The 17,949-nt window shown below is 67.9% G+C and carries 18 protein-coding genes; 9 read left to right on the top strand and 9 right to left on the bottom strand.

Annotation, left to right across the window (positions count from 1 at the left end; translation table 11 throughout):
* Nucleotides 1-2 precede the first annotated feature (2 nt).
* Nucleotides 3-1,079 (top strand): calcium/sodium antiporter, encoded by a 1,077-nt coding sequence (locus ING98_20665; GenBank protein MCA3104291.1) that lies wholly within the window; start codon nt 3-5, stop codon nt 1,077-1,079.
* 24 nt (nt 1,080-1,103) lie between these two features.
* Nucleotides 1,104-1,580: a CopD family protein gene (locus ING98_20660; GenBank protein ID MCA3104290.1), complete on the top strand. Its 477-nt coding sequence runs from the start codon at nt 1,104-1,106 to the stop codon at nt 1,578-1,580.
* Between the two features lie 46 nt (nt 1,581-1,626).
* Here the strand turns inward: ING98_20660 and ING98_20655 are convergent, their stop codons facing one another.
* The 6 genes from ING98_20655 to ING98_20630 all read right to left on the bottom strand — a co-directional run bounded on the left by ING98_20655 (nt 1,627) and on the right by ING98_20630 (nt 6,625).
* The gene (locus tag ING98_20655) at nt 1,627-1,875 is read right to left on the bottom strand and encodes a hypothetical protein (protein ID MCA3104289.1); all 249 of its coding nucleotides are present in this window, start codon (nt 1,873-1,875) and stop codon (nt 1,627-1,629) included.
* Nucleotides 1,876-1,893: 18 nt separating this feature from the next.
* The gene (locus ING98_20650; protein MCA3104288.1) at nt 1,894-2,709 is read right to left on the bottom strand and encodes a phosphodiesterase; all 816 of its coding nucleotides are present in this window, start codon (nt 2,707-2,709) and stop codon (nt 1,894-1,896) included.
* 88 nt (nt 2,710-2,797) lie between these two features.
* Nucleotides 2,798-3,847 (bottom strand): ABC transporter ATP-binding protein, encoded by a 1,050-nt coding sequence (locus tag ING98_20645; GenBank protein MCA3104287.1) that lies wholly within the window; start codon nt 3,845-3,847, stop codon nt 2,798-2,800.
* Entirely contained in the window at nt 3,834-4,634 is an 801-nt protein-coding gene (locus tag ING98_20640) for an ABC transporter permease subunit (GenBank protein MCA3104286.1), read from the bottom strand. The genes ING98_20645 and ING98_20640 overlap by 14 nt, the downstream gene beginning before the upstream one ends.
* Nucleotides 4,635-4,770: 136 nt before the next feature.
* The gene (locus ING98_20635) at nt 4,771-5,592 is read right to left on the bottom strand and encodes an ABC transporter permease (GenBank protein MCA3104285.1); all 822 of its coding nucleotides are present in this window, start codon (nt 5,590-5,592) and stop codon (nt 4,771-4,773) included.
* Nucleotides 5,593-5,608: 16 nt separating this feature from the next.
* Complete coding sequence (locus ING98_20630; GenBank protein ID MCA3104284.1) at nt 5,609-6,625, bottom strand: extracellular solute-binding protein; 1,017 nt, start codon at nt 6,623-6,625, stop codon at nt 5,609-5,611.
* A 514-nt stretch (nt 6,626-7,139) separates the two neighbouring features.
* Here ING98_20630 and ING98_20625 point away from each other — a divergent pair.
* A complete protein-coding gene (locus tag ING98_20625; GenBank protein ID MCA3104283.1) occupies nt 7,140-8,132 on the top strand; it encodes a tripartite tricarboxylate transporter substrate binding protein in 993 nt (330 codons plus the stop codon).
* Nucleotides 8,133-8,157: 25 nt separating this feature from the next.
* On the opposite strand, the gene ING98_20620 is transcribed toward ING98_20625, so the two are convergent.
* On the bottom strand, nt 8,158-8,772 hold the full coding sequence (locus ING98_20620) for a nuclear transport factor 2 family protein (GenBank protein MCA3104282.1): 615 nt from the start codon (nt 8,770-8,772) through the stop codon (nt 8,158-8,160).
* Nucleotides 8,773-8,945: 173 nt separating this feature from the next.
* Here ING98_20620 and ING98_20615 point away from each other — a divergent pair, with 173 nt between their 5' ends.
* The 4 genes from ING98_20615 to ING98_20600 all read left to right on the top strand — a co-directional run bounded on the left by ING98_20615 (nt 8,946) and on the right by ING98_20600 (nt 13,025).
* Nucleotides 8,946-9,941: a tripartite tricarboxylate transporter substrate binding protein gene (locus ING98_20615; GenBank protein MCA3104281.1), complete on the top strand. Its 996-nt coding sequence runs from the start codon at nt 8,946-8,948 to the stop codon at nt 9,939-9,941.
* 130 nt (nt 9,942-10,071) lie between these two features.
* Nucleotides 10,072-11,181: a mandelate racemase/muconate lactonizing enzyme family protein gene (locus tag ING98_20610; protein ID MCA3104280.1), complete on the top strand. Its 1,110-nt coding sequence runs from the start codon at nt 10,072-10,074 to the stop codon at nt 11,179-11,181.
* A gap of 88 nt (nt 11,182-11,269) precedes the next feature.
* Nucleotides 11,270-12,208 (top strand): tripartite tricarboxylate transporter substrate binding protein, encoded by a 939-nt coding sequence (locus ING98_20605; protein MCA3104279.1) that lies wholly within the window; start codon nt 11,270-11,272, stop codon nt 12,206-12,208.
* 280 nt (nt 12,209-12,488) lie between these two features.
* Entirely contained in the window at nt 12,489-13,025 is a 537-nt protein-coding gene (locus ING98_20600) for a VOC family protein (GenBank protein MCA3104278.1), read from the top strand.
* 99 nt (nt 13,026-13,124) lie between these two features.
* Here ING98_20600 and ING98_20595 read toward each other — a convergent pair whose 3' ends face one another.
* Nucleotides 13,125-14,108 carry a tripartite tricarboxylate transporter substrate binding protein gene (locus ING98_20595; GenBank protein ID MCA3104277.1) on the bottom strand — a complete coding sequence of 328 codons (984 nt, stop codon included), beginning with the start codon at nt 14,106-14,108 and terminating at the stop codon, nt 13,125-13,127.
* Nucleotides 14,109-14,305: 197 nt separating this feature from the next.
* Between ING98_20595 and ING98_20590 the strand changes: the two genes are divergently transcribed.
* On the top strand, nt 14,306-14,827 hold the full coding sequence (locus ING98_20590) for a hypothetical protein (protein MCA3104276.1): 522 nt from the start codon (nt 14,306-14,308) through the stop codon (nt 14,825-14,827).
* Nucleotides 14,828-14,903: 76 nt separating this feature from the next.
* Here the strand turns inward: ING98_20590 and ING98_20585 are convergent, their stop codons facing one another.
* Nucleotides 14,904-15,836: a fumarylacetoacetate hydrolase family protein gene (locus ING98_20585; protein MCA3104275.1), complete on the bottom strand. Its 933-nt coding sequence runs from the start codon at nt 15,834-15,836 to the stop codon at nt 14,904-14,906.
* A 230-nt stretch (nt 15,837-16,066) separates the two neighbouring features.
* Here ING98_20585 and cls point away from each other — a divergent pair, with 230 nt between their 5' ends.
* Nucleotides 16,067-17,566: a cardiolipin synthase gene (gene cls, locus ING98_20580; GenBank protein ID MCA3104274.1), complete on the top strand. Its 1,500-nt coding sequence runs from the start codon at nt 16,067-16,069 to the stop codon at nt 17,564-17,566.
* Nucleotides 17,567-17,949: the final 383 nt, after the last annotated feature.

The raw sequence follows: 17,949 nt of genomic DNA, 5'->3' as shown, positions 1-17,949 counted from the left end.
TCATGTTCATCGGCGGCCTCGCCCTGCTGGTCATCGGCGCAAACCTGCTGGTGCGCGGCGCATCGCGGCTCGCGCTGTCGTTCGGAATCAGCCCGCTCGTGGTCGGCCTCACGATCGTGGCCTTCGGCACCAGCGCACCGGAGGTCGCGGTCAGCGTCGGTGCAGTGCTCGATGGCAGGACCGACATCGCCGTCGGCAACGTCGTCGGGAGCAACATCTTCAACGTGCTGTTCATCCTGGGCCTGAGTGCGCTGATCGCGCCGCTAGTGGTCAACATCCAGCTGATCCGCCAGGAAGTGCCCATCATGCTGGGTGCCAGCCTGCTGCTGCTGGCCCTCGGGCTCGACGGCCGCCTGTCCTTCCTGGACGGCGGCTTCCTGTTCGCGTTGCTCTTCGTCTACACGGCATTCCTGATCGTGCAGTCGAGGCGCGAGTCGCAGGCGGCCCGCGACGAGTACGCGGAAGGGGCCGTGCCTTCCGGTACCGGCGGCTGGGACAGCCGGCTGCCGATGCAACTGCTCCTGATCGGTGTCGGCCTCGCAGCGCTGGTGTTCGGGTCGGAGTTGCTGGTTCAGGCTGCGGTCGGCTTCGCGCGCGCGATGGGCGTGAGCGACCTGGTGATCGGACTCACCATCGTCGCCGCCGGCACCAGCATGCCGGAAGTCGCCACCAGCATCACGGCAGCGATCAAGGGCGAGCGCGACATCGCGGTGGGCAACGTGGTCGGCAGCAACACCTTCAATATCCTCGGCTGCCTCGGCCTTTCGGGCCTGTTCTCGGGCAACCTCGGCCTGGTCCTGGCACCTTCGCTGATTGCGTTCGACATCTGGGTGATGCTGGCGGTCGCGCTGGCCTGCCTGCCGGTTTTCCTGAGCGGCCGCGAGATCGCGCGCTGGGAAGGCGGGCTGTTCCTGGTCTATTACATCGCGTACGCGGCCTACCTGATACTCGCTGCCCAACAGCATGATGCGCTGCCCGCCTTCTCTGCGGTCATGCTCGGTTTCGTGGTGCCCCTCACCATCGTGACCCTGGTAGTGGTGCTGATCCGCCGTCCGGCCGCATCGGCGAGCCGTGACTGAACCTTCGCTTGCAAGGATGAATCGATGATCTACGCAGTACTCAAGACCCTCCACCTGCTGTCCATCGTGGTCTGGATCGGCGGCATGGTCTTCGCGCACTTCTTCCTGCGCCCCGCACTCGCACAGCTCGAGCCGCCGGCAAGACTGCGCCTGATGCACGAGGTGCTCGGACGTTTCTTCCGAGTGGTACTGGTGGCTTCGCTGCTCGCGCTGGCCAGCGGGATCTGGATGATCGGGCGCGTCGCGAAGCAGGTCGTCCAGTCAGGCGGCCGCTTCGAGATGCCGCTGGCCTGGACGCTGATGGCGGTGGCAGGCGTGGCCATGGTCGCGATCTTCCTTCACATCCGGTTCGCCCTCTACCGCAGACTGGATCGTGCGGTCGCCGGATGCGACTGGCCGGCTGGCGGCGTGGCCCTGGCGAAGATCCGCACCTGGGTGTCGATGAACCTGTCCCTCGGGATCTTGGTGATCATCGTTACGCTGCTGGCATCCCCCGGATGAGTGCGGGCTGCGGCTGCAACCCGCCCGATACCCACGGTCGGTTGCTTCAGGCGCTTACCGCCGTTCTCGACAGCGGCCCGAGGCGCGGCAGCACGTCCCAGTTGTGCATGTAGCGCTGCTGATGGCCGATCACGCCGGCGCCGCTGATGTCCAGGATCGCGTAGCAGGGCGGCTCATGGTTGAAGTTGAGGTGAAGCTCGGGCTGCGGGCCCAGCTCGAGGGCCACCTGTTGCACCGTGGAGGGCGTTCCGGCGAATGCGATGCCGTTCCACAGGCTGGAGACCGGCCGGTGCACGTGCCCGAGTCCCGCGACTCAGTCGATCAGTTCGCCGCCCTCGCGGAACGGAAACGGTCCCGGCCAGTCGCCCAGCACCGCCGTGTGCGTGACCAGCGCGGTTCCGTTCCACCAGTGGAGCTGGTATCCGGGCGGCTCCAGGCGATAGCCGTCGCCGCCGCCGGGCCGGAGTTCCAGTGCGATCTGATGCGCGGGACTCGGGCAGGTGGTGGCTACGGTGCCGGCAAAGCGCTGAAAGATCGGCCGGTGCAGATGGCCGCACATCAGACGCTCGACCTGCGGGTGGCGGCGGATCACGGCGGCGAGCGGCGCCGGGTCGGCGAATCCGACGCCATCCATGAAACCGATACCGGTGACGAACGGCGGGTGATGCATGATCACCACGGTCGGCTTGTCGGGCGACTGCGCCAGCGTGCGATCGAGCCAGTCCAGCCGCTGCGCGCAAAGCTCGCCACCGCTGGCCATCGGGATCACCGTGTCGAGGGCGACGATGCGCAGCGGCCAGTCTTCGATCGCGTACTGCACGAAGGGCGTCCATTGGCGCAGATAGTCATGGGCGGGAAAGCCCGCGCGTAGCGCCTCGCGCTTGTCGTGGTTGCCCGGAATCAGATACACGGGCTGGCGCAGCGGCGCCAGCAGTTCGGCAAGCAGCGCGTACTCGTCGGGCCGGCCGAAATCGACCAGGTCGCCGGTGACGACGATCACGTCGGGCTGGGGATCGAGCGCGCGCAGCGCATCGACGCAGCGCTCGAGCGCGGCAGCAGTGTCCACGCGCTGGTAGGCGAGCTTGCGCCCCGCCTTGATGTGCAGGTCACTGATCTGGCAGATGAGCATGATCGAAGCTAGGTCCCCTGTTTCGAGAGAGCATACCCGCGTTGCGTGCGAGGCTCGAAGCGGTCCCCAGCGCGGCCGTGCAGTAGGTTCAGGCTTCCGGCCAGAGGATGCGCTCGGCAGGCAGCGTCAGCCGCACGGCGTCGCCAGCGGCGAATCTGCACCGGGCCTCGGTGCGTACCGTGATCGGATCGCCTGCGCCGAGATCGACGCTGAGGCGAGTGTGATCGCCCAGGAAAAACGCCGAAATGATCCGCCCTTCCATGGCGGCTGGGGCAGCGCCGCCGTCGTGAATGTTCACATCCTCGGGCCGGAACATGATCCGCCCACCCGGCGCGCTACCGCGCCACGGAATGCGTGTGCCCGATCCGATCAGGTAGCCATTGTCTGCGCGGACCGACACGTGATTCATCGCGCCGATGAAGCCGGCCACGAACGCACTGCTCGGGTGCTGGTAGATCTCGCGCGGCGTACCGATCTGCGCGATACGGCCCTTCTGCATCACTGCGATGCGGTCGCCCAGCGCCATCGCCTCGGCCTGATCATGGGTGACATAGACCGTGGTGATGGCGAGGCTGCGCAGCAACCGGTCGATCTCCACCCGCAGAATCTCGCGCAGCTTCGCATCGAGCGCGGTCAACGGTTCATCGAGCAGCAACACCCGAGGGCGCGGCGCGATCGCGCGGGCCAGGGCTACGCGCTGGCGCTGCCCGCCGGAGAGCTGATCGATGCGCCGGTGCGCGAGTTCAGTGATGTGCATCATCTCCAGCAGCTGCGCCACGCGGTCGCGCCGCTCGACCTCGTCGACGCGCCGTACCTTCAGGCCATAGGCGACGTTGTCCTCCACGCTCATGTTCGGAAACAGCGCGTAGCTCTGGAACACCATGCCGACGTTGCGCCGCTCGATCGGCACCTCGGTCACGTCGTCGTTGCCGAACCAGACACGGCCGCCAGCATCGGGCTGATCCAGGCCAGCCACGATGCGCAGCGTCGTCGTCTTGCCGCAGCCCGACGGACCGAGGAACACCAGCGTCTCGCCGGCTTCGATCGTCAGATCGGTGGGCTCGAGTGCACGCGTGCCGTCGTCGAAGGTCTTGCCGGCGCGTTCCAGCCGAATGGGTATGCCGTCAGGAGCGGACATGTGCGGGAGCAGCCCGATGCGAGGGTTGTGCCGGGTGCGGCGGCGAACCGGCGTCGAAGTCGACGTCGTCGGAGGGTGGCCGCTGCGCGGCGCGTGGCGCCGATGCCCATTGCAGCGCGATCAGCAGCGGGATGATGATGACGAAGAAGATCAGCGTATAGGCGCTACCCACCTCCAGTCGAAGCGAAGCATAGCTGTCGGCAAGACCGACCGGCAGAGTCTGGGTCAGCGGCGTGTGCAGCAGCAGCGTCATGTTGAACTCGCCCAGCGACAGCGTGACCACCATCAGCGAACCGGCGACGATGCCAGAGCGGCAGTTCGGCAGCACGATGCCGAAGAAGCGCTGGCTGAACGAGGCACCGAGACTGCGTGCACCTTCCTCCAGCGTCCGCAGGTCGATCGAGGACAGCACGGCCAGCACCGAGCGCACCATGAACGGCAGCGTGAACAGCACATGCCCGACCAGGATGAACAGCCAGCTGCGGCGGAAGTCGCCGAAGGTGCCATAGGTGACGATCAGCGCCAGCGCGGTCGCGAGTCCCGGCACCGCGATCGGCATCACCAGCAGTTCCTCGATCGTGCGGGTAAACGCGTTCTGCGTGCGCGCCAGGACGTAGGCGGCCGGCACGCCGATCAGCAGCGTGCAGGCGAGGCAGGCAAGTGCGATCTTGACCGAGAGAAAGATCGTGTGCCGGTAGTCGGTCCACACCTTGACCACCCACTCGAGCGTCACGCCGCTCTGGATGCCGATGAAGTAGTTCTTGGTGACGCCGGCGAGCATCGACATGACGACCGGCACGATCAGGAATGCGCACACCAGCAACGTGAACGCCAGCTGCGCCCAGAACCAGCCGCTGTGGCGGCGACGGGTCACTGCCGCGCGCTCCCGCTGCGATGAGCGCCGTGGTGGGCGAGGTGCAGACTCATCCCGCCGCCGCCACCGAACTGCCGGCGAAGCTGCGCGCCAGCGCCAGCGCTGCCCAGGTGATTGCGCCGAGAACGAACGACAGTGCCGAAGCCATCACCAGGTTCGCCTGCAGCGTGAACTCGGTGTAGATCACCATCGGCAGGACGTTGATCCGGGTGGCGAGCGTGAACGCGGTGCCGAACGCACCCATCGCGGTGGCAAAGCAGATTGCTCCGGCGGAGATGAACGCCGGCTTGAGCCCGGGCACGATCACATCGGTGACCACCCGCCACGGCCGTGCGCCGAGCGAGCGTGCGGCCTCCTCCAGCCGCGGGTCCAGCTTCTCGGCTGAAGCCATCACGGTGAGGATGGTGCGCGGGATCGAGAAATACACGTAGCCCATGAACAGCCCGGCCATCGAGTAGGCGAACACCAGCCGCTCGTTGAACAGCGCATCGGTGATCTCCGGAATGAGTCCCTGGCGGCCGGCGAGCATGATCACCATGAAGCCGATCACCACGCCGGGGAAGGCGAGCGGCAGGGTGAGCATGGCGGTGACCAGCGCCCGGCCGCGAAAGCGGTTGCGTTCGAGGAACACCCCGGCGATGCCCGAGATCACCAGCGTGGCGGCAGTCACCGATGCCGACAGCAGCACCGTCGACACCAGGCTGCGGAAGTAGCGCGCATCGGTGACGATCGCCAGGTACGCGCTCCAGCCGGTGGGGCCGGTACCGCCGATCACGAACAGGCGTGCCAGCGGCAGCAGGAAGAAGGCCGCGAACACGATGGCAGCCGGCGCCATCAGCGCCAGCAGCAACAGGCGTTCGCGGCCACCCATCAGCGTGCAGCCCCGATCAACCGACTTCCTTCTGGTAGCGCTCGGCAATCACCTTGGTCGCTGCGGCGAGCCGGAACACGTCGAGCGGCGTCGAGCGCCTGTACTCCGCATCCGGCAGGAAGCGCGCGCGAACTTCGGCGCTCATTGCCTGCGGAAACACCGGGCGCAGGTAGGCATTCGCCCAGTGCCGCTGCCCCTCGTCGGAGAGCACGAAGTCGAGTATGCGCCGGCCGCTGTCCGGGTTCGGTCCCTTGGCGACCAGCGCCATGATGTAGGGAAGCGCCTGCGTGCCTTCGCCCGGGATCACGAACTGCACCGGCGCCTTGTCCGAGTACTGGCCGCGGTAGGCGTTGAAGTCGTAGTCGAGCAGGATCGGAATCTCGCCCGAGAGCACGCGCGCGTAAGCGGTCTGCGTCGGCACGACAGGCTGGTTAGCCTGCAGCGCCTTGAAGAACGCGATCGCCGGATCGAAGTTGTCGTAGCTGCCGCCCAGTGCGAGGTTGACAGCGACGACGCCCACCTGGCCGACTGCCGCGCTCGCCGGGTTCAGGTAGCCGACCATGCCGCGGTACTGCGGGTTGAGCAGGTCTTTCCAGGTCTTGGGCACCGGCCGTCCGCGCAGCGCGGCGGTGTTGACGAACAGGCCCAGCGTGCCGGAGTGGATGGTGAACCAGAAGCCGTCCTTGTCCTTCAGGCTGTCCGGGACTTCCTTGAAGCGCTGCGGCATGAACGGGGCGACGAGGCCGGATTCGCGAGCCTGCGGGCCGAACTGGCCACCGAGATAGACCACATCGGCCACCGGATTCGCGCGTTCGGCGGTCAGGGCTGCCATCGCCTGCCCGGAGTTCTTGTTGTCCGGTGGCACCGACACGTTGATGCGCTGGTTGATCAAGCGCAGCATGCCGCCCCAGTCGGCCCACTCGGGCGGGCAGTTGTAGCAGATGGCACGCTGCTGCTGCGCCAGGGCGGCGGGCAGCGCGAATCCGGCTGCGCTGAGTGCGGCGGTGGCCTGCACGAAATGACGTCGTTGCATGAATATCCTCCAGTGGTACGGCGCGAATCGGACGCGTTGGCTGGCAGGCTACGTCATGCATGTTACGGTCACGTTGCGACTGCGCCAGAGCCTCCGCTACTCGGCTGGCCGCAAATGTCCAGCTGGTCGGCGAATGGGCGCGTCGACTCGATTTCCGCAGCGGCCGGCTCTTCGCCCCAGATCGGGATGACCCATCCCGCAGTGCAGTGGGCGACGCCAGCCATCGCGGCGAGGTCGCGGCAGGTTCAATTTGGGCTGATCGAGGCAGGCATTGCCAGCGGTATCGAGAAGCGGAATTCGCCGGGGCTGCTTACATCACGGGAGCCATCCCATGGCCTCGGCAGGCTGCGTAACCATATCGTTGCCCACGCCCCGCATCGGTCAGACGAGGATTCGATGGATGTCGCCGGCATGATCCGCACGCCTTATCATCCTTCCGGATCGCGCAGACGATCGACTGCGTCCATATCAGGGGACGGGCCACGCCCGGACACCCGACTGCTGGAGGAGCCCGATGGCCAGACCCACTTTCTCGCGCCCGCTCGCGGCGCTCGCCGCCGCGCTGGTGGCCGCGCAGGTGACCACTCCGCTGGCGGCGCCGGTCTTCGCGCAGTCCTACCCCTCCAGGCCGATCCGGATGATCGTGCCCTCGCTGCCCGGGGGCGGCTTCGATGTCACCGCGCGCGTGCTCTCCGAGAAGATGGGCCCGCTGCTGGGCGTGCAGATGGTGGTGGAGAATCGCGCGATCGCCGGGACGATCGGCGGCACCGAGGTGGTCGCGAAGGCGCCAGCCGATGGCCATACGGTACTGGTCGGCGGGCTGTCGAACATCGCGCTCAATCCGGGACTGCACCCGGCCCTCAGCTACGACCCGCATGACTTCCGTCCGGTCGGGCTGGCCGTGTCGTACTCGTACACGCTGATCGGCCGCCGCGACCTTCCGGCGAACACGCTGAAAGAGGTGATCGAATACGGCCGCGCGCATCCTGGCAAGCTCACCTTCGGCGGCGCACCCGGAACCGGACAGCATGTCGCCACCGTCGCCCTCTTCGCGCAGACGAAGGTCGATGCGCTCAGCATTTTCTACAAGGGCGCGACCGCGGTGCACCAGGACCTGCTGGGCGGGCGCCTCGACCTGTACTTCGACAACATCCAGACGGCGCGCGCCCATATCGAAAAAGGCGCGGTCAAGGTCTTCGCCACCTCAAGCCCGGTGCGCCTGTCCTTCCTGCCGAACGTGCCCACCGTCGCCGAGACGGGGGTCGGCAAGCTGGAGATGGAGACCTGGTTCGGCCCGTTCGTGCGCCGCGATACGCCGCAGCCCATCGTGGCGCGGCTACGTGCCGCGTTCGAAAAGACGATGGCGATGCCCGAGGTGGTCAGCCGGTTCGAGAACGGCAGCGGCCGGGTGCTCGACATGACGCTTCCCGACACCGAGGCCTACGTGAATGGCGAGATCGCGCGCTGGACGAAGGTGATCCGCGACGCCGGCATCAAGTTGCCGTAGCGCTCGGTCGTGCTCAGCAGGGTACTCACGCCGGCGTGCCGAGCCAGCTCCGCGCGGCACTCATCAGCCGCGCGAGCGACTCGCTTCCGTCCATCGGCGTCTGCCGGTCGCTCGGCAGGCCTGCCACATGCTGGCGGTAGGCGAGGTACTTGAACGGTGGGGCATACAGGTCGAGGATGGCCGGATCGAGTTCGACCGGGGTCTCCGGCGTGAAGCGGTCGCCCTCGTAGATCGCATCGCGCTGCACGATCCGCCAGTGCCCGTCGCGGCGCTCGACGCGGTCGAGGAAGCGCAGGAAGGACAGCGAAGTGAACCGCGTGCCGTGCAGTTCGCCCGCCTGCGACAGCGCGGCGGGCGTCTCGGCGAGCGCGCGCTCGCCGTTGACCTCGACCACCGACACGCCGAAGAAATGCTTGGTGGTGCCACGCCCCGGCACGAATCGCTTCGCGCACGCCGCGATGAAGTCCTCGTGCGTGCCTTCGAACCACATCACCTTGATCCTGCCCCCGGGATGGAAGGTGCGGGCAAGATCTTCCCAGCGTCCCTGGTCGCGGGCACGCCCCCAGTGCTGGGCGAGGTCGGCAATCTCCTGCCGCGCGAGCAGGGTACTGATGGCGGCGGACGACGGTTCGGACGACATGGGCGCGGCTCCTCGGTGGCGATGCGCGATTCGGAGCCGCGCGTTCCCGGGCTGGACGCGGCAGGCATCCGGATGACACTATAGCTGCAAGCACGCGCCGCAGTGCGCGCACCGGCAGGGCCGGCTCGTGGAGGGGCAGGCGATCGTCGAAGGATCGTCGCCGAGGAGGAGGAATGTCGGAGCAGGGACGCACCGGGCGCGTTCAGCGCCTGCACTGGATCGGCATGGTCGCGCTGCTGGCCGCAGTGGCTGCGCCGGCCCTCGCCCAGGAGTTTCCTTCGCGGCCACTGCGGCTGGTGGTGGCCTCGGGTCCGGGCGGCGGGACAGACCTCACTGCGCGCAACGTCGCACGCACGCTGTCAGAGGCGCTGCGAGTGGCGGCCTACGTCGAGAACCGCCCCGGAGCGGGGTCGGCCACCGGCACCGGCTTCGTGGCGAAAGCGCCGCCCGACGGGCACACGCTGCTCTTCGGCAGCGGCAGCTCGATGGTGATGAACCCGTTCCTCTATCGCAACCTCGCCTACGACTCGGCACGCGACTTCGTGGTGACCGGGTTCGTTGCCGCCTATCCCTTCGTGCTGGTGGCGCGCCCCGACCTTCCGGCGAACACGCTGTCGGAGTTCGCGCGCTACGCGAAGGAACGTCCGGGCCGGCTCACCTATGCATCGGCCGGATCGGGCAGCCTGCAGCATGTGTGGGCGACGATCCTGTTCCGGGCCATGGGGCTCGACCTGATCCACGTGCCCTACAAGGGCGCCTCGATGGCGCATCCCGACATGATGGCCGGGCGCATCGACCTGATGTTCGACAACCTGTCCGCGTCGCTCAAGCACATCGAGTCCGGACGACTGAAGGCACTGGCGGTGTCGCCCGCACGCCGCGCGCCTTCGCTGCCGCAGGTGCCCACCGTCACCGAGAGCGGGGTCGCGGCCTTCGACGGCGAGTCATGGATGGCGCTGTTCGCGCCCTCGGCCACGACGCCCGCGGTGGTGGATCGCCTGCGCGCGCTGCTGCTCGACGTGGTGGCCGATGCCGACTTCGGCGCACGCGTCGTGCAGGCCGGCGGGCGGGTGATGTCCGTACCCGCCGCGCAGCAGGAGGCTTTTCTCAAGTCCGAGACCGAGCGCTGGGGCCGGTTGATCCGCCAGCATGGCGTGACCGTGGAATAGCCTGCAGCGCCGGTCGAGGCCGCGCCGGGTGGCCGGGCATGTGCTGGCGGCGGTGACGCCCGTGCGGCACAATCCCTCGAGGCGACGGGGCGCCTTGAGCGTGCCGGGCCTCGCCACACCGGAGACACGCATGCGCATCCAGTCGATCGAAGCCATTCCCATCGAGATCCCGCTGCAGAAGGATTTCGGCGGCAGCACCTACCACGTGCTCAAGCGCTGCACCGTCATCACGCGTATCCGCACCGACGACGGGGTGGTGGCCGAGGTCTACAACGGCGACAACCGCGACCACTCGCCGGAGATCGCGAAGATCATCCTGGAAGAGCTCGCCCCGCGTATCGTCGGCCAGGATCCGCGCCAGATCCAGCGGCTGTGGGAGACCATGCACGCGATCACCGACTGGAACCGCGACCGCAAGCTCGCGCTGGAGGCCATCGCCTGCGTCGACACGGCGCTGTGGGACCTGGTGGGCCGGGCCAGCGGCCTGAGCGTGTGCCAGATGCTCGGGGGCTATCGCACCCGGCTGCCGATCATCACCATCGCCGGCTACTACGAGCAGGGCAAGACGCTGGCCGATCTCTCGCGCGAGATGGAGTGGATCCGCAGTGTCGGGATGGCCGGCTGCAAGGTGAAGGTCGGCGGCCTGTCGCCGGAGGAAGACGCGAAGCGGGTGGCGGCCGCACGCGAGGGGGGTGGCGAGGATTTCATCCTGGTCGTGGACGCGAACCGCGGCTGGAGCGCGGAGGACGCGATCCGGTTCTCCCGGCTGATCGAGCACCTCGACATCGGCTGGTTCGAAGAGCCCTGCCTGTGGCACGACGATGCATTCCTGATGGGCAAGGTGCGGCGTGCGACCCGCATCCCGATCAATGCCGGGCAGTCGGAGTACACCGCGCAGGGCGTGCGGCGGCTGATCCAGGCCGACGCGGTGGATTTCGTCAATTTCGATGCGTCCGAATCGGGCGGCATCACCGAATGGCAGCGGGTAGCCGGGATGTGCTCGGTGTTCGACGTCAAGATGGCGCACCACGAAGAGCCGCATCTGTCGATGCACATGCTCGGCGCGGTGCCGCACGGCACGTATGTCGAGTGCTTCGCCGATCCGCTGCGCGATCCGGTCTGGAAGGACCTGATCACCAACCGGCCGATGCCGGTGGACGGCATGATCGACATTCCGCAACGGCCAGGGTTCGGGCTCGAACTGGACCCGGCGATGATCCGCAAGTATCGAGTCGGCTGACATGACGTCCACGCCGCGGAACCGGGGGAAGACGATGAACCGGGAGGAGACAATGAACCGGCAGGCAACGCGGTGGGCGGCGATCGTCATGGGCGCGGCTGTGCTGTGCGGCGTGCTGCCGGTGGCTGCACAGTCCTATCCGACGCGCCCGGTGCGCATCGTGCTGCCGTTTGCGGCCGGCGGCGGTACCGACCTGCTGGCGCGGCTGCTGGCCCAGCGCTACACCGATGTGTTCGGCCAGACGGCGATGGTGGACAACCGTCCGGGCGCAGGTGGCAACCTCGGCGCCGAAATCGTGGCGAAGGCGCCACCGGACGGCTACACGCTGTTGTTCTCCACCACCTCCACCGCGATCAACGCCACGCTCTACTCGAAGCTCGCCTTCGACATCCGCAAGGACTTCGTCGCCATCACGCAGTTCGCGCGCTCGCCGATCGTCGTGGTGGTGCATCCGTCGTTGCCGGTGCGCAGCGTGCGCGATCTGGTTGCGCTGTCGCGCAAGGAAAAGGGCGGCCTGAACTATGGCTCCAACGGCAGCGGGACCGGCTCGCATCTGGCTGGCGTGATGTTCGAGCACATGGCTGGTACCCCGCTCACCCATATCCCTTACAAGGGAGCCAATCCGGCGGTGGGGGCCCTCGTCGCGGGCGAAGTGGTTCTCGGCTTCCAGGCCACCACCAGCGTGCTGCCGTTCATCCGGTCGGGCAAGCTGCGGCCGATCGCAGTGACCACCGAGCGACGCATCGCCGCGCTGCCGGAGGTGCCGACGGTCGCCGCGGTCTATCCGGGGTTCAACGTAGATCAGTGGTACGTGCTGTTCGCACCCGCCGGCACGCCAACGCCGATCGTCGGTCGCCTGCACGCGGAGGCGGTGGCCGCGCTGCAGCACCCGGACGTGAAGGGCTGGATGCAGCGCGAGAACTCGGAACCCGTGGGCAGCTCGCCGGCCGAGGCAGCCGCGTTCCTCGCCGCCGAGGTCGAGAAGTACGCGAAGATCGTGAAGCTGTCGGGCGCGAAGCCCGACTGATCTCCCTCGGCGACCGGTGTCGCAAGGTCGTCACCGTAGCGGTATGCGGTTCTCGCGCCGGGTGGGGAAGACATCCACCGACAGAGCAAGAGCCGGCGGTCGGCGAGCCGATCCCCGGCTTCGAGAGCCTCGGCTGACGGCCGAGGCCGCGAAATGGACCGCGGTGATGAAGGGCGCTAACATTCGGCCGTCCGACTGAAGCGACCTGCGCGGCGCTGCTGCCGTGCGTGCGTCGAGCAGGCGCCGGGCGAGAGGCAGTCGGCAGGCTGGAGGAGCGGTGATGGCGATCAGAAAGCTCGGTCACGTTGGAATCTGGGCGAAGGACTTCGAGACGATGCGCGACTTCTACTCGCGGGTCGTGCGCCTGAAGATCAGCGACGAGACACCGAACGTGGCCTTCATGAGTTCGGACCCCAAGCGCGAACACCATGAGTTCGCGGTGTTCCGCTCGCGCGAGCCCGACCAGGTCACCAGCGTCCAGCAGATCTCCTTCAACTGCGAACGGCTGGAGGACATCGTCGACTACTACCAGCACTTCAAGCAGCATGGCGTGCGCTTCTCGCGCGTGACCTCCCACGGCAATGCAGTGGGGATCTACTTCTTCGATCCCGAGGGCAACCGCTGCGAGGTCTACTGGTCCACGCCGTTCGAGGCGAAGCAGCCGTACAGCGTGGCCATAGACGTCAATCGACCGGTGGCCGAGATCCTGGCCGACGTCGAGGCGGACGTGAAGCGCCACGGCGCCGAGGGGCACATAGACCAGGCGTCGTACGAAAAGCAGCGCGAGCAGTTCGCGCGCGAGGGCATCGCCCACTGAGTTGCGCGCGGCCTCGCGAGCGGGCGGAGTGCCGGCGCGCGAGGCGTTCGGGTGGATCGTAGCGACGCCACCGCTGGGCCGTACCGCGCATCGTCGGCGTTACTTCGCCGCCGGTCGCGCCTTGAGTCGCGCCAGCACGCGTGCCTTGGCGGAGATGTCGCGCTCCAGGCGCGCGCGGAACCCGGCGGCGTTGTCGAAGAAGTTCGGCGGCTGGGCGGCGCGCTCGGCCACTGCCCGGTAGGCCGTGTCGTTCGCCGCCGCCGTGCAGGCCTCGGACAGCCGCGCGAGCAACGGTGCCGGCGTGCCGGCAGGGGCCATCAGGCCGCCGAAGCTCGCCGGACTGACGTCGTAGCCCTGCTCGCGAACCGTGGGCACGTCGGGGAAGCCGGGGTGCCGCGATTCGCCGAAGACACCGATCACGCGCACGTTCTGTCCCACGGCCGAGCCCAGCACGATCGAGGCCACGTCAAGGCGCCCGCCGAGCACGTCGGCGATGACCAGCGGCTCGCCTCGGAACGGGATGTCGCGGATGTCGAGGTTCGCGGCGATCAGGAATTCCTCCATCGCCAGGTGCGGGATGGTCATGCTGCCCTGGTGTCCGTAGTTGAGCGCCCCGGGCTTGGCCTTCGCGGCGGCGACGAGATCGGCCACCGACCGGATCGGCGACTCGGGGCGCACCACCAGCGCCATCGCATTGATGAAGGTCTGGCAGATCGGCACCAGCGAGTCGGTGCGGTAGCCGGTATCGGCGCGGTCCTGCGGATGCACCGACAGCACGAGCGCGGGCGCGAACAGCAGCGTGTAGCCGTCCGCGTCGGCGCGGGCGACGGCGGCGGTGCCGATCGCACCGCCGGCGCCGCCCCGGTTCTCGACCACGAACGGCTGGCCCAGCCGGCTCGCCAGGCCCGCGCCCAGCGCCCGCGCGAGCACGTCGGTGGTGCTGCCGGCGACAAACGGGTTGATGATGCGCACCGGCTTGTTGGGATAGTCCGTCTGCGCCAGGACGGGTGCGGCAAGCGCGAGGGCGGCGAGCAGGCTCGCTGCGAGGGCGAGAGGACCCTTCGGTGGGGTGGCTGTGCGCATCGGTGCTCCTCCTGGGTGCGAGTCGAACGAGATGGTACCGTCATTGTGAGGGGGCGCGTCCGCGTCCGGGGCCGGCCTCGGACACGAACGCGTCAGGCTTGTTGCTGGTGGAAAGCGGTCGTTGCGATAGACTTTGCAAGTCACCTGCCACACCGGAAAGGGTCATCCATGACCGTGCAGCTTCAGGCCGCTGGCCGATGAGGGTAGGCATCCGTCCAGTGCACGCCCTCGCCGCGCTGACCCTCGGCCTGCCGGTAGCCTGCCTCGCCGGACGCCCGGTCATCGAGGAATGGCCCCTGCCCACCCTGGCTGCGCGCGCCGACTGGGTGATCGTGGCGACGCTCGACGCGCCCGAGGAGACGACGAAGGACGGACGGGGCTGCTCTCTGGTGCACTGGCCGCTGCGGGTCGACCGGGTGCTGAAGGCGCCAACCGCGAACACGGCATCGGGTGCCGTGCGCCTGCGGGTGCTGGTCAATGTCACCGCTGCCCAGGACTGTCGGATACGTGCGCGGCGGAACGGAGGCGTTTCGTTCGCCGCCCCTCGCTATACCCCCTCGGCATCGGCCCCTCGCGTGGGCGAGACGCGCGTCGTCTTCGCCGCGATGAACGACGGCATCTTGACCCTCGCCGCGGAGCAGTCCTGGGAGTCTGTTCGACGGGTAGACGACATCGAGCGCCTGCTGTCCCAGCCGCGCCCGCCAGTCCCCGTGCGCTGACGCCGAACAGGCACGTCCGGGCGAACCTGGAGGGCGCGGGTTCATCCCGGCCGCTCGCAGGACCGACCCGGACGCCTCAGCCCTTGGCGGCGTACTTGCCGGTGAGTTGCGGCGTGAGGCCGTCGAGCCCGCGCTGCTGGCGCTCGAGCCGTGTCTCCCTCGACCAGGTGCGCTTCAGTTCGTCGCGCACGCTCACGCGCAGCCGTCCGAGCCCCTCGGTTTCCAGTTCGATGGTATCGCCGTCCTGGAAGCCGGACAGACCGCGGTGGTTGGTGCCCAGGGCGAGGATATCGCCGGGCTCGAGGGCGTGGATCGAGCTCACCCACTCGATGCAGCGCGGGATCTTGTGCGCCATGTCATCGGTGTTGTAGTTCTGCTTGACCGTGCCGTTGACCCACAGACGCACCTGCAGCTTCTGCGGATCGGCGATCTCGTCGGCGGTCACCAGCCACGGGCCGATCGGCGCGAAGGTGGCGCGGGACTTCATCTGATAGAACGTGTTCCCGGGCGGGTTGAGTCCGCGCGCCGAACCGTCGATGAAGTTCATGTAGCCGAACACGTACTCCATCGCGCGCGCGGCGGGCACGTTGCTCGCACGCTTGCCGATGACCAGCGCCATCTCGGCTTCGCCCTCGAAGAGGGCTGCCGGCGCGTCGGGCAGCACCATGGTGTCGCCGTTGCCGATGATGCAGTTGGGCGTCTTCAGAAAGGCGTTGATCGGCGCGGGCTCCTTGCGCGTGCCGTCTTCCATGTAGTTGACTGCCATGCAGACCACATTGTTCGGCCGCGGCAGCGGCGGGCGGATGCGCACCTGCGCGAGCGGCAGGCCGGCGCCAGCGGCTGCGGCGCGTTCGATGGGCGCGCGCAGGTCCGCGAAGCGCGCCACCACCGCGCTCATCAGGTTGCCCGCGTCGGTGTGCGGGACGCCCTCGACCGCCGCCGTCACGTCGACCACGGAATCGCCGCGGACCACGCCCACGCGATCATCGTTGAATACCATCAGTTTCATCGCTGCTTCTCCCCCTGGATCAGGCCTTCGCGGTGCCCGTGTTGTGCGCGCGCGAACCCGCGCGGCAAACGGCCAGCGTAGTGCAAGCCGCGGGCATTCGCAAACGCCGGAGGCCGGAGGCCGGGGAGGCCGGTGGGGAGGTTCGGGGTCAGGTCTTGGAGGTTCGGGGTCAGGTCTTGAGTTTTGCATCCGAACGGCCAGCGTAGATCGGCGAGGGTAAGCTTCCGCCCATGTCGTCCGCATTCGCCGAATCCGGTGCATTCCTCGCCGCGCACTGGAAGCTGATCCTCACGATCGCCTACCTCGCGTGGGCGGTCGCCGTAGTCGTCGGACTCATTCTCGCCAGGCGCTCGTCGTCGGCCACATTGGCCTGGACGCTCGCGCTGCTTGCCCTGCCATACGTCGGCGCGGCGGTATACCTCTTCTTCGGCCCGCGTCGGCTGTACCGCAAGAAGCTGCGCTACGCGCGTGCGCGGCGCCAGATCAGACAGGTCGCGCCGGGGCTGGGCGCGACGGACGGCGGCGTCATGGGCGAGGCGATCCGGGTGCGCTACCGCCAGCTCGCGCGCCTGGCCACCGAACTCGGGCAACCGGCACCGCTGCGTGCCGACGAACCGGTGACGCTCTACATCGACGGCGACGACTGCTACGCGGCGATCGAGGCGGCGATCTGCGCCGCCACCGATCACGTGCACCTGGAGTACTACCTCTGGGAGCCGGGCCGCGCCGGCGACCGGTTACGCGACGCACTCGCCGAACGCGCCAGGGCCGGCGTGAAGGTGCGGCTGCTGCTCGATGACGTCGGCTCGGACGGCGCGAGCGACGGTTACTTCGCGACACTGACCCGCGCGGGCGGCGAGCTCGCCTGGTTCAACCCGCTGCGCGTGTCGCGGTTCCGGCCGACGCTGCTCAACTTCCGCACCCATCGCAAGATCGTGGTGGTCGACGGCAGGATCGGCTTCATCGGCGGCATGAACGTGAGTGACGTGCAGTCGAGCGAAGTGTCGACATTCTCCGGCACGCGCGCCAAGGACAATACGCTCGAATGGCGCGATACCCACATGCGTATCGTCGGCGCACCGGTGGGCGCGCTGCAGCGCGTGTTCCTGGATGACTGGGCGTTCGCCTTCGGCACGTGCAAGGTGGAACCGACGCACTTCCCGGCCAGCAAGCGCGACCCGACCGGCCCGAGCGTGCAGATCATCGCCTCGGGACCGGACGACTCGGTGTTCGCGATCCAGCAGTTCAAGTTCGCCGCCATCGCGAGCAGCCGGCAGTCGCTTTCGATCACCACGCCCTACCTGGTGCCCGACGAAGCGACACTCTCGGCGATGAAGTCTGCGGCACTTCGGGGTGTCAACGTGCGCTTGCTGGTGCCGAAGCAGGGTGACTCGAAGCTGGTGACGGCAGCCGGGCGCAGCTACTACGACGAACTGGTCGCAGCCGGGGTCGTGCTCTTCGAGTACGGTCCGGCGATGCTGCACGCCAAGACGATGGTCATCGACGACACCGTCGCGGTCGTGGGGACCGCCAATCTCGACAACCGCAGCTTCCGCCTCAACTTCGAGGTGATCGCGGTGGTGTATGACGCGGCTGCCGCCGGGCAGCTCGGCGCGATCTTCGATCGCGACCTGCGCAGCGCCGTGCGCTACAAGCCGCCGACGGGGAAGCGCCCGATCGGAGAGCGGTTGCTGTTCGGGGTGGCGAGGCTGGTGTCGCCGTTGCTGTAGTCGACGGGCATCCACCCTGCTGCGCCGCGGATGGCGACTGACCGAGCGACGGATCGCCAATGGCAGGGGAATCCGGTAAAAACGGGTGTAGCGGGCGCCAGGACCCCGCGTGCGTGCGTGCGACGCGGAGGTTACCGATCGAGGCTGCCCTGCGAACCGATCGCCGACTTCACCTTTGTCGGGATGATGGCGCGCAACCAGCGACGATGAGCGGCAAGGCGTTCCAGCGCTGCGCCCCCAAAGAGATCAACCGCTGGCGCAAGGTTGCGCAGGAGACCGGGATCAAGCCCGAATGATCCCGGTACCTTCAGGAACCTGAGACAGGCACTTCGCACATGCAACTCAAACGCTCGACCCTGACTGCGATCAGGCTGCCCTACCCT

The organism is Rhodocyclaceae bacterium, from assembly GCA_020248265.1.
GTDB lineage: Bacteria > Pseudomonadota > Gammaproteobacteria > Burkholderiales > CAIKXV01 > CAIKXV01.
Note: the sequence above shows the minus strand (reverse complement) of the source record. Positions and strands in the feature narration are given on the sequence as shown.

Excerpts from the sequence above, each read along its gene's own strand:
- ING98_20665 (MCA3104291.1), top strand. The coding sequence starts at position 3 with ATGTTCATCGGCGGCCTCGCCCTGCTGGTCATCGGCGCAAACCTGCTG.
- ING98_20660 (MCA3104290.1), top strand. The coding sequence starts at position 1,104 with ATGATCTACGCAGTACTCAAGACCCTCCACCTGCTGTCCATCGTGGTC.
- ING98_20650 (MCA3104288.1), bottom strand. The coding sequence starts at position 2,709 with ATGCTCATCTGCCAGATCAGTGACCTGCACATCAAGGCGGGGCGCAAG.
- ING98_20645 (MCA3104287.1), bottom strand. The coding sequence starts at position 3,847 with ATGTCCGCTCCTGACGGCATACCCATTCGGCTGGAACGCGCCGGCAAG.
- ING98_20640 (MCA3104286.1), bottom strand. The coding sequence starts at position 4,634 with ATGTCGATGCTCGCCGGCGTCACCAAGAACTACTTCATCGGCATCCAG.
- ING98_20635 (MCA3104285.1), bottom strand. The coding sequence starts at position 5,592 with ATGGGTGGCCGCGAACGCCTGTTGCTGCTGGCGCTGATGGCGCCGGCT.
- ING98_20630 (MCA3104284.1), bottom strand. The coding sequence starts at position 6,625 with ATGCAACGACGTCATTTCGTGCAGGCCACCGCCGCACTCAGCGCAGCC.
- ING98_20625 (MCA3104283.1), top strand. The coding sequence starts at position 7,140 with ATGGCCAGACCCACTTTCTCGCGCCCGCTCGCGGCGCTCGCCGCCGCG.
- ING98_20620 (MCA3104282.1), bottom strand. The coding sequence starts at position 8,772 with ATGTCGTCCGAACCGTCGTCCGCCGCCATCAGTACCCTGCTCGCGCGG.
- ING98_20615 (MCA3104281.1), top strand. The coding sequence starts at position 8,946 with ATGTCGGAGCAGGGACGCACCGGGCGCGTTCAGCGCCTGCACTGGATC.
- ING98_20610 (MCA3104280.1), top strand. The coding sequence starts at position 10,072 with ATGCGCATCCAGTCGATCGAAGCCATTCCCATCGAGATCCCGCTGCAG.
- ING98_20605 (MCA3104279.1), top strand. The coding sequence starts at position 11,270 with ATGGGCGCGGCTGTGCTGTGCGGCGTGCTGCCGGTGGCTGCACAGTCC.
- ING98_20600 (MCA3104278.1), top strand. The coding sequence starts at position 12,489 with ATGGCGATCAGAAAGCTCGGTCACGTTGGAATCTGGGCGAAGGACTTC.
- ING98_20595 (MCA3104277.1), bottom strand. The coding sequence starts at position 14,108 with ATGCGCACAGCCACCCCACCGAAGGGTCCTCTCGCCCTCGCAGCGAGC.
- ING98_20590 (MCA3104276.1), top strand. The coding sequence starts at position 14,306 with ATGAGGGTAGGCATCCGTCCAGTGCACGCCCTCGCCGCGCTGACCCTC.
- ING98_20585 (MCA3104275.1), bottom strand. The coding sequence starts at position 15,836 with ATGAAACTGATGGTATTCAACGATGATCGCGTGGGCGTGGTCCGCGGC.
- cls (MCA3104274.1), top strand. The coding sequence starts at position 16,067 with ATGTCGTCCGCATTCGCCGAATCCGGTGCATTCCTCGCCGCGCACTGG.